The sequence below is a fragment of the Candidatus Niyogibacteria bacterium genome (genome assembly GCA_016432485.1).
GTDB lineage: Bacteria > Patescibacteriota > Minisyncoccia > HO2-45-28 > HO2-45-28 > HO2-45-28.
Genome location: CP066691.1, coordinates 119,828 through 134,006 on the forward strand (window position 1 = coordinate 119,828; position 14,179 = coordinate 134,006).

Consider the following 14,179-nt stretch of genomic DNA (forward strand, 5'->3'; position numbering starts at 1 on the left):
ATTATCATAAAAAATCCCGACGCGTTGTCGGGACTTTACTTTTTAGCCGCGATTTTGTCTTTGATGGCATTGAACACCGCCTCAATTGTTTTATCAAACATTTGGGGCTTTGAAAGTTCAGTTGAGTCAATCAAGATAACCGGTTTTCCGGCGCCTTTCATTTCCTCATAACTTTGGCTGAAAATTTCAACTAGTTCACCCGTGGTTTTTAAATCAGTATAGCTCCCCTCTTTTGATTCAATGATTGTCGGCGCGTCAAGTTTCGCCCGCCTCTTTGCTTCTTCTGGCGAGCAGATTACATACAGGCATAGATCAATAAAGTCAAGTATTAGCGTATTGGTGAAGAATTTTTGAAATTCAGCCATTTCTTTTTTGCTTAGGTTGCCCCTGCGTTGCCAGAAAATCATCCATCCATGAGCGTCATAAAGCGCGCGGTCAAGCAAAACGACATCGTGGTCCCGGCCGGTTGCCGCGCTTGAAACATTAATAAGCCCATAAGCGCCGGTAGTCAGGTTATAAAGCGGCGTTTTTCGCGATAAAGCCCTGAAAACCTCGGCGCCTTCTTGAGGTCTATACACTTTGAAGGCGCTATGTCTGAAAATGGAATCCACGCCGTTAATCAGCGTAGTTTTGCCCGAGTTAGGCGAACCTGTAAGCTCTATAATGAGCGGTCTTGGGATTTCCTCGCGCAAGTTTCTTTTCAGAAATTCGCGCATTTCCTGTAAAAGTTTTTCAAATTCTTTAGTTTGATTGGCCACTTCAAACTCCTTGTAAAAAAATTTTTATCTGACTAAAATGCTAACATGTTAAAAATGACCAAAATAGGTCTTGATTTAGATGGCGTCATAATTGATCATACGTCAAGCCGGATTAAAAAGGCCCGCGAGCTTGGCTATGACGTCAAGCCTCGCGAAACTTCGACGCATATCATAAAAAAACTTTTATCGCCGGAACATTATAAAGAACTTCAGATGTACGTTTATGGTCCGGCTTCACTTTTGGCGCCCACAATGGAGAGGGCGGCTGAACAGATTAAAAAGCTTGCGTCTAAAAACGAACTTTTCATAATTTCCCGCCGCAATATTTATGATGAAGGGGATAAGTTAGGCTTAAAATGGCTTGAATCTAACGGTTTATTTGATTTTATACCAAAAGATAAAATTATTTTCGTGCCTCACGACGAAAAGGGGGCAAAAAATGTTGCTGCCAAAAAACTGGGTATTGAAATTTATCTAGACGACCAATTAAAAATTCTTGAAGAAATTCCGGATGTCAAAACCCGCGTTCTTTTTGACCAGCACAATATCTCTTCTCCTCCGCCTCCCTACGCCAAAGTGGTAAACTGGCTGGAGTTTGCCGATTTTGTATCCAAATTCTCCTAAAAAACTAAACACCGAGTGTCTAGTAAAAATTGATAAAAAATAAAACCCCGCTTTATAAAATACTCTTATCCTTGACGTCAACCCCATAAGCAAAGCAGAATTTAACTAAAGAACCTTGTTTTATGGGGGCTTCGAAATGCTGCGAATAGCTATTTTGGGAGCGACCGGCGTCGGTAAGGACACCCTTTGCCGTCTGCTTGCCAACGATCTGGCGCGATATTCTCTCGCTCGGAAAAAGCTGGTTAAAATCCGAGAAATTCAGGAGTACTCGGTTTTGTGGACGGATAAAACCGGCGGAACAAAAGAATTTTTTGAACAATTTTGGATTTATCAGATGCAAAGGGAATGGGACCATGATTTTGACTCGCGCTCAAACGATGACTTTTGCGCGGTTATTTTACGAGCACCCGCTCCACTGGCATACTTTTTTGCTCTCGCTTTCGCCGATATTAAAGACGAAAAGCATCGCGAGGCCCTTGCCGACCTCTACAAAGAGGCGTTGGGCGAACTTTTGAAATACGATCTGATATTTTTCCTTCCCATTGAATTTAATGTGCCAGAGGGAGACCGTTTGCGTAAAAAAGATTTCCGTTTTAATGTTAACGCGTCAATCAGGTCATTTCTTCCCCTGCATAAAATACCTTTTATTGAAATACGCGGCACGGAAACTGAAAGAGCCAAAAAAGTTGCAAGAGCAGTTAAAGATATGTTTAAAGCCAAAGTCGCCCAAGAGACGCAAAAATCTTAAAAGTCCCGCTGTTGTCGGGACTTTTGTTTTGAGTGAAAAAATGTATAATAAATAATTAAGGGCGTATAGCTCAGTGGGTCAAAAGCGTTTAAATAGCTTTTGACGGGCGATTACAATAATTTAAATATAAATTTAGGTCGCCCAGGGAGAGCGCAGTCCTGACCCCAGTACCAAAAAATTTGCGGCTATAGCTCAGTTGGTTAGAGCGCGTCACTGATAATGACGAGGTCCTTGGTTCGAGTCCAAGTAGCCGCACTAAATGTAGAGCAAATTTTTGGTACGGGGCAAGTAATGACGAGGCCGGAGGTTCGATCCCTCCCATGCCCACCAGAATAGAACTCAAAGGGTTTTGAGAGACCGAATTGTGGGCGGCGCAAAGCGCCGCCCACCAAATGGCTCTCAAAAAGCCGTTGAGTTTTATCATGGTGTATTTATACGACCAAGCTCGAACCTATTTTAGCAGAAATTTCTGACACTGACGAACGCCCCGCCGCCCGCCTCCGCTAACGCTCCGGCGGCAACCTCGCAGAAAAATATCCTCCGCAATTCTTTTTTTGCGCGCGCCCGATTTTTTCCTAAACAAGGAAGAGGATATTTTCTGCTCGGTTCCGCCCTCCAAGTATTTGGGCGGAGCGGCGGGGCTTCCATTCGCTTGGACGGCGCGGAATTCCCCCCTTGAACCCCCCTTCCGCCGCGCCCGAGCCGAAGCGAAGCCCCGTCGCCTGCTCTTTTAAGAGCAGAAGCCAGCAAAAAAGTTTTCTTCACCTTTTAGAAGAAAAAATTTATGGCGCGCGAAAATCAAAAATTGAGAAGAAAACTTTTTTGCTGGCTGGCGAGCGTCAGCGAGCGGCGGCGGGGCGAAGCGTCAGGCGTTCCGTTCAAAATAGGTTCGGATTATTTTCAGAGTACTCCACAAGACTCCAAAATTATCGACTTTACATTTAGAACTTTGCCGACTAGACTGGTTAATAGTTCTGAATATAGGGTCGTGGAGGGTTATTATGCCTAAAGCCGATGTGGTTCTTGAAATCGATTTTGACGTTAACAGTCCGGAAAAAAGTGTAATAAGAACTAACGCCAAAAAAGAAAAACTTGGAGAGACACTTGAAGCGTGGCTGTCTTGCCAGTTTGGACTGGGTGAAGATGAGAGCGAGTTAGACAAAAAGGATATATATAAAATAAAAATCCAATTGGATTTAAGCGACGACTCTTTCTATACCAACAGCGATACGGGGAATAAGGGACTTACTTGCGGAATTATTATATGCGTACTCGATAACTTGAGCCGGATTGAAGTTGTTGATCTTTCATAAATCTGAAAGATAAAAAGTTAAGGCCGACGCATGTCGGTCTTTTTCTTTTAAATTTGTTGTCCTATGATATTTATGGGTGTTCTTACGGGAGGTCGGCCATGGATTTACAAAAAATTATATTGACTCGATTGGATGAATATTTATTCGTGAATTTGGCAAATCCTCCGGTAAACGCGTTAAGTCGCGAGGTAATTGAAGAACTTCACGCAATGCTTGATTACGCTCAGAAAGAAGATTCAATACGGCAAATATTCATTGGCCACGGCGGAAAATTTTTCAGCGCCGGAGCCGACCTTGAGGAGTTACGCGAAGTGATTATGTCTGCGGATTGTTATATTAAAGCGGGAATGTTTTCCCGCCGCGGACAGATGCTTACTATGCGTATTGCCCGTTTTCCCAAAAAAATTATCGCGACCGTTAATGGGTATTGTCTTGGAGGAGGGCTTGAACTTGCGCTGGCATGCCATGAACAAATTTTTTTAAGTCAAGCTAAAATTGGCTTGCCCGAAGCAACTCTTGGAATTATCCCCGGCTGGGGCGGTACGGCGTTAGCGCCCTTGAGGATTAAAGGCGCGCATAAATCGTTTCTTTCACGCGCTCAGATCGCGGCTCCCAGCGCGCTTTCTGACGGCGATATAAAAACAGAAACAAAAACTCCATCGCCTCTCGCGTTGAAATGGACAGAACTTCTGATGACATTTGCCGCGCGTAGACATAAAGCGCTTGAATGCGACCTTGAATATCATTTCGCGATGGAAGCCGCGATATTCGCTTTTCTTTGCTCGGAAAGCGACGCGCGCGAAGGCCTAAGCGCGTTTTTTGAAAAAAGAAAGACTAATTTCAGCGCGGCTTCTCCGTCAACCGCGTTTGACCATATGGTCAAAATTTTTCGATAGTCTTGTGGATTGGATATGACAGAAAAAAGAAACGCGCCTAAGGCGCGTTTTTGAACTCTCTCCAGCGATCTGCCGTAAGTTCGTATCGTACAAAATCCAACCATTGGCCCTTCCAAAAATACTCGTTTTTAAGAACGCCTACTTCACAATAGCCGAATTTTTCCGTGACATGGCGCATTCTTGCGTTATCAACACGGAAGTTCATATAAACCTTGTTCAATTTCAGATATTCAAAAACCCACTTATGCAGAATTTCCAACATTTCCTGAGCGTATCCTTTTCCGGTAAAATCTTTGTTTATAATCATAATTCCCACACGGGCATTTCTGTTTATATCATCAATATCATGAATTCCAACCGTCCCGATTAAAACGTCTTTTTCGAGCGTTTCAGCGACAAACACGAATTCTCGATACGGTCTTTTTGTCACGGCTTCTATCCACGCAGCTTCCCGCTCCAATGACGGCGCGCCGTCGGAAAAGAATACTAAATTGGATGCTATTCCAGGATTGTCCCCGAGAAGGGTTATAATAGGTAAAGCGTCTTTTATTTGAATCTGTCTTAACCTGATTCTTTTACCAGGAAGAAATTTGGCCATGTCGTTTTCTCTCCCGTGAATTTTACAAAACCATTATTTATATAGCATATCTATATTTAGACGTCAAATTCAAAAATCCCCCGCCAACTGCGGGGGATTTTTGATTAAGAAAATTTTCCTACTTGGCACGCCGAAGCGAATTTTAATTCGCGAAGGCAGGCCTAACTCATATGTTTTGAGACGAGTTTGGTCATCTCAAACATGTTGACTTCTCCTTTGCCGTCAAATAGCGGCCGGAGTTTGTCGTCGGCTTTGATGTTTCTTTTATTCTGGGGATTTTGCAGGTCGTGCTTTTTTATGTACTCCCAGATTTTCTTAACGACCTCTCCTCTTGACATTGGGCCTTTACCGACAACGGCCTCGAGTTCCGAGGAAAGATTTAACGGCTTTAGTAAAGCCGGATTTGCTTTTCTTACCATAGACTTTTGGATTAGATTAGTTATTAACATAATTCGACGCACTTACATTATAGCATATTGAGCTTTATTTTGTCCCGTTCCCTTGTCCGCCATAGCTTTAGCGACGGCGGAGCCCCGATTTAAGGCTCTATGGGCGATACCTTATCCGCCAATGAGGCGGAAACGACCTTGCTAACAGCTAAAAGCTATAAGCTAAAAGCTGTGTTAGCTAAGTAAATAATCCACGACCAGCTTCCGCTAGCCGTGCCTTGTTACGACTTAGTCCCTGTCACCGAGCTCACCTTAGCCGAGCACCACTTTTACAACTATTGTTCTTACAAAAGAACGAGTTATGCAGTGCTACTTGGCGCTTATATTACAAGCGCTTTTCGCAAAAGTGGTGCTCGGTTTCGGGTGTTCCCGGCTTCCTTGACTTGACGGGCGGTATTATGGTCTAATATCTTTTCAAATATTTAGCCATGCACCACTGGGCAAGCAGTTTTCCTGCACCCTAGCGGTTTTCGTAGGTTCGGGCTTTTTTGCCTCGAGCCCTGATTTCTTCGCGTATTTTGATAATTTTCTTAAATCCTTTGTCCGTTAAATGCTCTTTCTGTTTTACTTTCAAAACAATTGTTTTGAATCTTTTGTAGACCTCCGCCTTTTTTGCCTGTAAAGGACATTTATCAAGAAACGGAAAAAGAAATTCTGTTAAATCCTTGTTGTTTGTAATTTTATATTTTACATGCGGATACCATCCATACCTTTCGTATGAAAGATCATAAATTCGTCCGCACCCAATTGTGATTAAGATTCGTTCCAATATTTCTCTGTCATCGGCCCGAACTTCTATTTCAAACTCCGGCCTTATTTCAAGGCCGCGTTTAAGAGTTTTGTGTCTGCCAATGCTTACTGAAAACGATCCCTCACCGTCAATAAAACCCGCAACATAGTTAGGATCAAGTTTTTTCCTACGAATTCGTTCCTTCCCAAACGGCGCTTTTAATAAGCAGTTTTTGTGGTCGTCATTTTCAGACGACTTTCGTTTGGTACTACGAACTTTGCTGACTTCTTGCGTTGTTTTTGGACGATTGCTCGTTTTCATACCTCGAGGTTATTATACCACGAGGACAACGCAAGATCTCCCACGGTAACCCATATATCTGTGTGTATCTATCTCGATGCCACTACACGCGTTATGCATTTTTTGCGGCGGGATTCTTCCTGTACTCGAGGAATCTCCCGCATAACGCGCCACAAACTGGCATTCAAGCTAAATACTGCTAATTTCACCCTTCGCCACGGCTCCTCGCGGAGACGGGCTGTGATTTTGCTTCGTTTCTACCGCAAAGAAACGGCTGGACTTCCGAGCGCATAAAACGTTATGTGCTTCGGTCACCAGCTAGATACACGGATCGCATGGCGACCCGAGTACAAGACTCGAGAACGTATTCACCGCGGCGTTCTGATCCGCGATTACTAGCGATTCCGGCTTCACGAGGTCAGGTTGCAGACCTCGATCCGAATTGGGGCCGGCTTTGATGGGATTAGCTCCGCCTTACGGCTTGGCGACCCTTTGAACCGGCCATTGTAGCACGTGTGTAGCCCAGGGCATCAGAGGGCCATGCTGACTTGGCGTCATCCCCACCTTCCTCCCCGCCCTCTAAGCTCTACTTTAAATCCTCTTTACAAACTTATTGTGTTGAAGATTTACAACGACCGACGCGGTCATTGTTAAAGCATAGAGGGCGGGGCAGTTTCGCCTGACATATATAACAGGCAATGGGGGTTGCGCTCGTTACCCCACTGAAGGGAACAACTCAAGCCACGAGCTGACGACAGCCATGCAGCGCCTGTCCAGCCGTCCTTGTGAGAAAACCTGCCTTTCGGCAAATTGTCGTCTGGATTTCAAGCCCTGGTGAGGTTCTTCGCTTACCATCGAATTAAACCACATGCTCCACCGCTTGTGCGAGTCCCCGTCTATTCCTTTGAGTTTTAGCCTTGCGGCCGTACTCCCCAGGCGGGAGGCTTAACGCGTTAGCTTCGACACTCAAAGGGTCGATACTTCGAATATCTAGCCTCCATCGTTTAGGGCGCGGAGTACAAGGGTATCTACATCATTGTTACTTAAACCGAACTTATTAATCATCGGTTAAGGAGCGAACATTTCTGCCGCTCTCTCCGTGTTACCACGAAGATCGGACTATATCATCCCGCCAACATCTATAAAGTTGTGGCGGGCTCGGCGTATAGTCTCTACGGGGTTACTGGAAACTTATACTTGTATTTAGGCAATATATATTTTTTAACTGCAAACCACAATTTTTTAATTATCGTATATTTGCCATAAACACACGTATAAGTTTCCAGAACTTCCCTCGGTATTTTCCGTTTTTTAAAAACGGATTTCTACCGATATAGCCGAGTTTGCATTCCATTGTCGCCAATGGAAGGGACTAGCAGCCAACTTTAATTATATCAATAAAGTTGGATACCCATGCCAATCCTTTTCCATACCCGCGCTTTCGTGTTTCAGAGTCAGGAACGCGCCAGTAGACTGCCTTCGCCTTTGGTGTTCCCCTGGATATCAATGGATTTCACTCCTACACCCAGAGTTCCGTCTACCTCTCGCGTCCTCCGAGTTCAATGGTATCCCCTGCATTTTCGCCGTTGGGCGGCGATATTTAACAAAAGACTCATTAAACCTCCTACACACCCTTTACGCCCAGTAAATCCGGATAACGCTTGGGCTCCTCGTATTACCGCGGCTGCTGGCACGAGGTTAGCAAGCCCTTATTCATGGGATACTGTCACTTGCGTTCATCTCCCATAAAAGCAGTTTACGTCCCGAAGGATTTCTTCCTGCACGCGGCGTCGCTCGATCAGGCTTTCGCCCATTGTCGAATATTCTCGACTGCTGCCACCCGTAGGTGTATGGCCCGTGTCGCAGTGCCATTGGTGGGGGGCGAGCTCTCACTCCCCCTAGCCGTCATAGCCTTGGTAGGCTTTTACCCTGCCAACAAGCTGATAGCCCGCAGACCTTTCCCAGAGCGTCTTACGACTTTACCCTCACGGGAACTATCGGGAATTAGCCCCGCTTTCGCGGGGTTATGCCCGTCTCTGGGGTAAGTATCTACGTATTACTACCCCGTCTGCCACTCGCCAACGCTTCGCGTTGGAAGCACGAAATCCTAAATCCGAAATACGAAACAAACTCAAAATTACAATACTCAAATTCCAAATGTTTTTAGTTTAGAATTTCGAGTTTGGATATTGTTTCGGATTTCGATATTCGAATTTCGAATTTCCAGTGCGAAGCACTGGCTCGTACGACTTGCATGCCTTATCCACGCCGCCAGCGTTCATCCTGAGCCAGGATCAAACTCTCTAATGAAACCCAAAATTTTCATCGTTTCGCATTTTGCGAAACTCGAAAATTTTGGGTAATTTTTGAACGGGACAAAATAAAACTCACATGTTTTCCATACGAAATAAAAAACTTTAGTTTTTATAAATTTCGTATGGGATGCGTATAATGTGTATTAAATTTTCAAGGTTCTTGGGGGTTTCTATGAAAAGAAACCCGCGGCTGCCTTCTTTTTCCAAAGACAGCCGCGGACTTCTTTTTAACTTTTCAATTTATTTCGTTTATCTACTTACGGGCCACATATTTCAATCTATTAACTAATAGTAATTTTCTATTAAGTCGATAATGATTCCATTATATCCATCCTTTAAACGCTGTCAAGTCCTCTATTCACAGGGTTGTTTGGGACTTTAAACACTATAAATTTGTATCCCAAAAAGTTCCAAATTAGACTGGCTCCAACGCCCGCGGCGGCCCCGACATTAGCCCATAGAGTTGGCGTCAGTCCCAATTGCGCGGGAATAAAATTTACCACCAAAGAAGCAATGCCAACATTTACGATAATACCAATAACGCTGACCAAAAGAAACTGGGCGTATTCTTTTCCGGCGGCCCTTTCTCCGCCTTCGGCAAAGAAAACCCAAAAGCGGTTCCAGACATAGCTATTTATATTGGCAACGATAAAACTCACGGTTTTAAAGAGCGAGAAATAAAGGCCGGACGGGATGCCCGTTATAAAAATTAAAAAGTTCAAAACGCCGAAATCAATGGCGGTATTTAGAAATCCGACTTCCGCAAATTTCGTCAACTGCCAAAGCCATAAAAAACGCCGTCTTAAAAAATGAACCAGCCATACTCCTAAAACAAAAATAGCCGGCCAAATAACAATGAATAAAAATTCCCCGTAGGGAATTTTTATTCCCAGATTGCGTACGGTGGGAATAAGAAGTGCTCCCGTAATCAATCCTGCGATAATCGCGAAAAAATAATCTTTTTTCATTTTAAAATTGAGGATAGCGTTTTTTAATTTCGGCTTCAATTTCGGCAATGGGACGGCCGTATTTATTGGCGGATAATTTTTTGAGTAATACAGCGCTTGTTTCATTGCCCGTCTCCCTGGGCATAATTTTTATGTTAAAGGGTTTAATGGTCTGTCCGCGCACCAAAAGTTTGAGATAGCAGTTGAAGTTTTCAATGTTCATTAAATCTCTGGCTCCAAAAACCGGTTCAAATTGCTTCTCCATAAATTCCGCGTCATCCGCTCCGATTCTGAAAGAAGCGATTGAGCCGACGTTCCCGAAAACGGAAAGCCGTATGGGCTCGGTCAGCTGTCCTATAAATTGGTGCGCCATCGTGAGGTCTAGGCGGTATTTTCTGGCTTCTGAAAGAATGGTGGCTATTGAAGGGGTTGTCACGTTTTGAAACTCGTCAAGATAGAGATAAAAATCCCGTCTTTTCTCCTCCGGTATATTAACGCGGGAAAAGGCAGCCATCATAATTTTTCCGACTATTATCAATCCCAATAGCGACGAATTTGTCTCTCCTATTCTTCCTTTTGATAAATTAACGATTAAAATTTTTCCGCTGTCCATAATTTCTCGGAATTTCAGCGACGACTTTTCCTGCAAAAGAACGGGCCTCATAAATTCATTGCTTAAAAAGGCGTCAAACTTGGAGGTGATATAAGGCGTCATATTTGCAAGCGCCGCTTCTCCTCCGGCTTTTTCGGCTACATCGCGCCAGAAAGCGTTGATCACCGGATTTCTGGAACGGGAGAGTTTTAATCTGCGAAATTCCGGATCGGACATAACCCGTTCTATTTCAAAAAGCGTATTGCCGGAAGGCGGGTCTTCCATTACTAAGAGCGTTGAATTTCTAAAATAAGTTTCAAACATCGGGCCCAGCGCCTCCGGAACGTCCGCGTAAAGTTTGCGGAATATCTCCAAAAGCTCGTTGACTATGAAAGTTTTTTGTTCGGGATAGGCCGGGTCATATTCCAAAAAATTAAGGCCCATAGGTCTGGATGTGTTTGCGGGGTCAAAATATACGACATCTCCTAAGCGATTTTCCGGAATATAACCAAGCGCTGTTTCGGCCATATCGCCATGCGGGTCAATAACGCATAAGCCCTCTCCGGATTCAATATCTTGTTTTATCATATTTTGCAGGAAAGTCGTTTTGCCGGTGCCGGTCTGTCCTATTATATATAGGTGTCTGCGCCTGTCGTCTTTAGACAGTCTGATTGGCGCGCTTTCGCCTCGGTAAATATTTTCTCCCAAAAGAATTCCTTCCGTAGGCAGTCCGGGCGGCGCGGGCGCGTCTTTAGCTTTGAGAAATTTCAGTTTCGGAGCAGTCGTAATAACGGACGGAAAATGATATACGCTTGTCAGTTCTCGGCTGTTTAGCGCCATAGTTTTCGCCGCGTCCGGCGTCCTAAAAGAGAAACGATATATAAAATTATTTAAATCCCTTGGTTTAATTTTTTTGAAAACAAAACTGTTTCCCCTTGTCTCGGCAAATTGAATAAAGGCGCTGGCCAATTCCTGAAGAATTCTTTCGGCTTCCTCCGGTTCTGAAGCCGAAGTTACAAGGCGTATGTTGACGCTAAATACCGGGAAAGCGGCTTTTTCTTCAAGAAGTTTGGCGGTTTCTTCGTCAACTACGGCCGGGCCGTCTTTTTTGGGCCCTTCTCCCCTGCCCGTTAATAAAAATTTGATGGTCTCTTTCGTTTTGTTTAATCCTTCGCCGGTTTGGATTTTTTTACCTTCGCGAACGGACTTAATGGCGCCCTTCAGCTTTTTGATAAAATTTTTGGGTCCGCGGCTGACTATTATTTGAAGCGCGGCTCCCTCGCCTTCTTTTTTAAGTTTGGCAAAAGCGTTGGCAATAACTTCAAGAGGGTCGGCGTCAAGCCGCTGATAGGTTCGTATGGATAAAAGCGGAGAAACGGCTAAAGAAAAATAACCTCCGGCGCTCGCGCCCTCGGCATTAAAAATATTATAATCCTCTTTTTTTTCCTCAATTTTGGCGTAGGGGTATAAACCCTGCAGATGTTTTTCAAAAAGCCGCGCCTTTTTCCTTGGAACCGCCGCATAAAAAACGGCTTCTTCTCCGGCTGAAGGCAGGGCCAGCTCCAGAGCAAAACCGGAACGGCCGAACCATCGGTCTTCAAAAATAGCGGCCAGTCCCGCGTAAAATTGCTCCATAGTTGAAATCAGGTCCTTGAAAGAAAGATTTTCTTTTGGGGGTTGGCCGCCAAAAGGCAGAGTCACTTCATAGAGAGCGAATTCAAGAGAAGATAAAATCTCGCGCCGCTTTTTAATCCTTCTTATAAAAAAAAATAAAGCGCCGCCCAGGATTAAAAACAAAGCCGCGCCGATATATATAAAGAAAAGCTGTTGGAAAGTGAGAAGAATCATTTTTTTCTTGCGGCGAGTTCAAGCGCCAGCCGGTCGTGAAAATCATCCAGAAGATGCGGATTTTTCAGATGTCTGGCCACTTCAACCGCGTAAATTATTCCGTTTTTTTGGGCAATATTTAAAAGTTCGCCGATTTGTTTGGCGTGCGGTTCGTTTTGAAGAATTTGAGCCGCTTTTTTGGTTTCATCGCTTGAGGCGTCTGCGGAAGTGGTCGGAGTTTGAGCGGTGTATTCTTTAATCACTTCTTTGGCCGTTTCTTCTTCTTTAAACTCCGTGCCGGATTCGGTCAGTTCTTTTTTCTTTTCGGCCAGTGCCCCTTCTAATTTTCTTATTTCTTCTTGAATTATATTCGGAGATTCTATTTCAGTCATTGATTTTATAATATTCCATATTGCCAATTATAACAAAATAACAAGATTTGGGATATGATATAAATATGCACAATTCCAGGAAAGCCGTTTTTATAGCCGTGGTTATTTTTTTAATCGCCGTTTTTTTCAGATTTTGGATGTTGGGAAGTTCTCCCCCGGGGCTTTATCCGGACGAAGCAATGAACGGCAATAATGCTTTGTACGCCGGGAAAATCGGCAACTTCTCGGCTTTTTATTCTGAAAATAATGGCCGTGAGGGGCTTTTTATGAATATAATTGCGGCTTCTCTTTGGTTTTTCGGCAATGAACCCTGGGCAATTCGGCTGGTTTCGGCGATTTTCGGGGCGCTGACGGTTTTGGGTGTTTTTTATCTGGGACGCGAACTTTTCCGCTCCGTTTCTTACGGTAAAAAATTAGTCGGAATTTCGGCGGGCGAAATAATAGCTCTTTCGGCGTCCTTTTTTATGGCCGTAAGCTTTTGGCACATTAATTTTTCACGCATCGGCTTTCGGGCGATAATGGCGCCGTTCTTTTTGGTCTGGGGACTATATTTTTTGTGGCTTGTTTTTAGAGATAACCTTTCGGAAAAAAACAAATACCTGACGGTGCTGGCCGGCGGATTTATTTTTGGGCTCGGCGCCAATTCTTACATTGCTTATCGCGTCGCTCCCCTTCTTCTTATAGCGCCGTTTTTAAAAATGGCGAAACTGCGTTTTGGTTATAAAAAAATCGCCGTGTTTTTGGCCGCGGCTCTAATCGCTTTTTTGCCGCTGGGTCTGTATTATTTGCAAAATCCGGGTGATTTTTTGGGCAGAACAAGCCAGATTTCAATTTTTTCAGAAATTTCTCCGGTCAAATCTTTAGCGCTGAATTCATTGAAAACTTTAGGCGCCCTGTGGTTTTCGGGCGACCAAAATCCCCGCCATAATTTGCCGGAAGCCGCGCTTCTTTGGTGGCCGGTCGGAATATTATTCGCCGTCGGACTTATTTTCAGTATCGGAAAATATCGCAGAGAATATTCGGCAGGGTTTTTTTGGCTTTGGATAGCGGTTTCCTTGGCGCCGGCGGCTTTTTCTTCGGAGGGCGTTCCGCACGCTTTACGTTCAATTATGATGCTGCCGGCGATAATGTATTTTGCCGCTATTGGTTTTTGGGAAATTTTGTCCCGGATTGCCGGCTGGCTCGATTCGCGTCTTGAATATTTTCCGAAACTTATATTTTTAATCGCGGCCTTTTTTGCCTCTAACATTATCATAACTTACTCCGATTATTTTACGCGCTGGACGAACTTACGAGAAACCTATTTCGCCTTTAACGCCAATTATGTTGAAATCGGCCGATGGCTCAACCGTCAGCCCGAGGACATAAAAAAATATGTGGTGGTTAACGCCGCGGGCGTTCCGGTCTCCGCGCCCGACGATTACGGCTCAAAATCTGTCCCAATGCCGTCCCAAACCGTTATGTTTTTAACCGATACCTGGCCTCAAAGCGAAAGAACGAAAAAGAACTTTTATTATATTTCGCCCCAGGATTTAGATTTGATTGATTGCAAGGTTCGCTGTCTGATAATCCCTCTTGAAAACGACCCGAAGTTAAATTCCAGGATAAGATTGATCGCGGACGCACCAAGATTAAGCGTGCGGCCCGGCTTCATTTTGTTTTACAAAGGGATGGATATAAAATAAAGAAA

Annotated in this window: 13 protein-coding genes, 1 tRNA gene and 1 rRNA gene; 7 read left to right on the forward strand and 8 right to left on the reverse strand. The window is 44.3% G+C overall.

Annotation, left to right across the window (positions count from 1 at the left end; genetic code table 11):
- Positions 1 to 35 precede the first annotated feature (35 nt).
- Positions 36 to 758 carry a hypothetical protein gene (locus HYY55_00610; GenBank protein QQG46336.1) on the reverse strand — a complete coding sequence of 241 codons (723 nt, stop codon included), beginning with the start codon at positions 756 to 758 and terminating at the stop codon, positions 36 to 38.
- A 45-nt stretch (positions 759 to 803) separates the two neighbouring features.
- Between HYY55_00610 and HYY55_00615 the strand changes: the two genes are divergently transcribed.
- From HYY55_00615 to HYY55_00640, 6 genes are all read left to right on the forward strand, one after another.
- Positions 804 to 1,382 (forward strand): hypothetical protein, encoded by a 579-nt coding sequence (locus tag HYY55_00615; GenBank protein ID QQG46337.1) that lies wholly within the window; start codon positions 804 to 806, stop codon positions 1,380 to 1,382.
- Positions 1,383 to 1,518: 136 nt separating this feature from the next.
- Positions 1,519 to 2,130: an AAA family ATPase gene (locus HYY55_00620; protein QQG46338.1), complete on the forward strand. Its 612-nt coding sequence runs from the start codon at positions 1,519 to 1,521 to the stop codon at positions 2,128 to 2,130.
- Positions 2,131 to 2,311: 181 nt separating this feature from the next.
- Positions 2,312 to 2,385 (forward strand) — tRNA-Ile (locus tag HYY55_00625).
- 529 nt (positions 2,386 to 2,914) lie between these two features.
- The gene (locus HYY55_00630) at positions 2,915 to 3,139 is read left to right on the forward strand and encodes a hypothetical protein (GenBank protein ID QQG46339.1); all 225 of its coding nucleotides are present in this window, start codon (positions 2,915 to 2,917) and stop codon (positions 3,137 to 3,139) included.
- Positions 3,132 to 3,443 (forward strand): hypothetical protein, encoded by a 312-nt coding sequence (locus HYY55_00635; GenBank protein QQG46340.1) that lies wholly within the window; start codon positions 3,132 to 3,134, stop codon positions 3,441 to 3,443. The genes HYY55_00630 and HYY55_00635 overlap by 8 nt, the downstream gene beginning before the upstream one ends.
- Before the next feature lie 98 nt (positions 3,444 to 3,541).
- Positions 3,542 to 4,339, forward strand: a complete 798-nt coding sequence (locus tag HYY55_00640) for an enoyl-CoA hydratase/isomerase family protein (protein QQG46341.1) — start codon at positions 3,542 to 3,544, stop codon at positions 4,337 to 4,339.
- Between the two features lie 37 nt (positions 4,340 to 4,376).
- Here the strand turns inward: HYY55_00640 and HYY55_00645 are convergent, their stop codons facing one another.
- The 7 genes from HYY55_00645 to HYY55_00675 all read right to left on the reverse strand — a co-directional run bounded on the left by HYY55_00645 (position 4,377) and on the right by HYY55_00675 (position 12,489).
- Positions 4,377 to 4,937, reverse strand: a complete 561-nt coding sequence (locus tag HYY55_00645) for a GNAT family N-acetyltransferase (protein ID QQG46342.1) — start codon at positions 4,935 to 4,937, stop codon at positions 4,377 to 4,379.
- Positions 4,938 to 5,098: 161 nt separating this feature from the next.
- The gene (locus HYY55_00650; protein QQG46343.1) at positions 5,099 to 5,356 is read right to left on the reverse strand and encodes an SWIB/MDM2 domain-containing protein; all 258 of its coding nucleotides are present in this window, start codon (positions 5,354 to 5,356) and stop codon (positions 5,099 to 5,101) included.
- A 490-nt stretch (positions 5,357 to 5,846) separates the two neighbouring features.
- The gene (locus HYY55_00655) at positions 5,847 to 6,437 is read right to left on the reverse strand and encodes an LAGLIDADG family homing endonuclease (GenBank protein QQG46344.1); all 591 of its coding nucleotides are present in this window, start codon (positions 6,435 to 6,437) and stop codon (positions 5,847 to 5,849) included.
- Positions 6,438 to 6,649: 212 nt separating this feature from the next.
- Positions 6,650 to 8,726, reverse strand: a 16S ribosomal RNA gene (locus tag HYY55_00660).
- Between the two features lie 340 nt (positions 8,727 to 9,066).
- Positions 9,067 to 9,699 carry a GtrA family protein gene (locus tag HYY55_00665; protein QQG46345.1) on the reverse strand — a complete coding sequence of 211 codons (633 nt, stop codon included), beginning with the start codon at positions 9,697 to 9,699 and terminating at the stop codon, positions 9,067 to 9,069.
- A gap of 1 nt (position 9,700) precedes the next feature.
- Positions 9,701 to 12,118 (reverse strand): type IV secretion system DNA-binding domain-containing protein, encoded by a 2,418-nt coding sequence (locus tag HYY55_00670; GenBank protein QQG46346.1) that lies wholly within the window; start codon positions 12,116 to 12,118, stop codon positions 9,701 to 9,703.
- Positions 12,115 to 12,489: a hypothetical protein gene (locus HYY55_00675; GenBank protein ID QQG46347.1), complete on the reverse strand. Its 375-nt coding sequence runs from the start codon at positions 12,487 to 12,489 to the stop codon at positions 12,115 to 12,117. Before HYY55_00675 ends, HYY55_00670 begins: the two co-directional genes overlap by 4 nt.
- A 65-nt stretch (positions 12,490 to 12,554) precedes the next feature.
- On the opposite strand from HYY55_00675, the gene HYY55_00680 reads away from it, so the two are divergent.
- Positions 12,555 to 14,174 (forward strand): hypothetical protein, encoded by a 1,620-nt coding sequence (locus HYY55_00680; protein QQG46348.1) that lies wholly within the window; start codon positions 12,555 to 12,557, stop codon positions 14,172 to 14,174.
- Positions 14,175 to 14,179 lie beyond the last annotated feature (5 nt).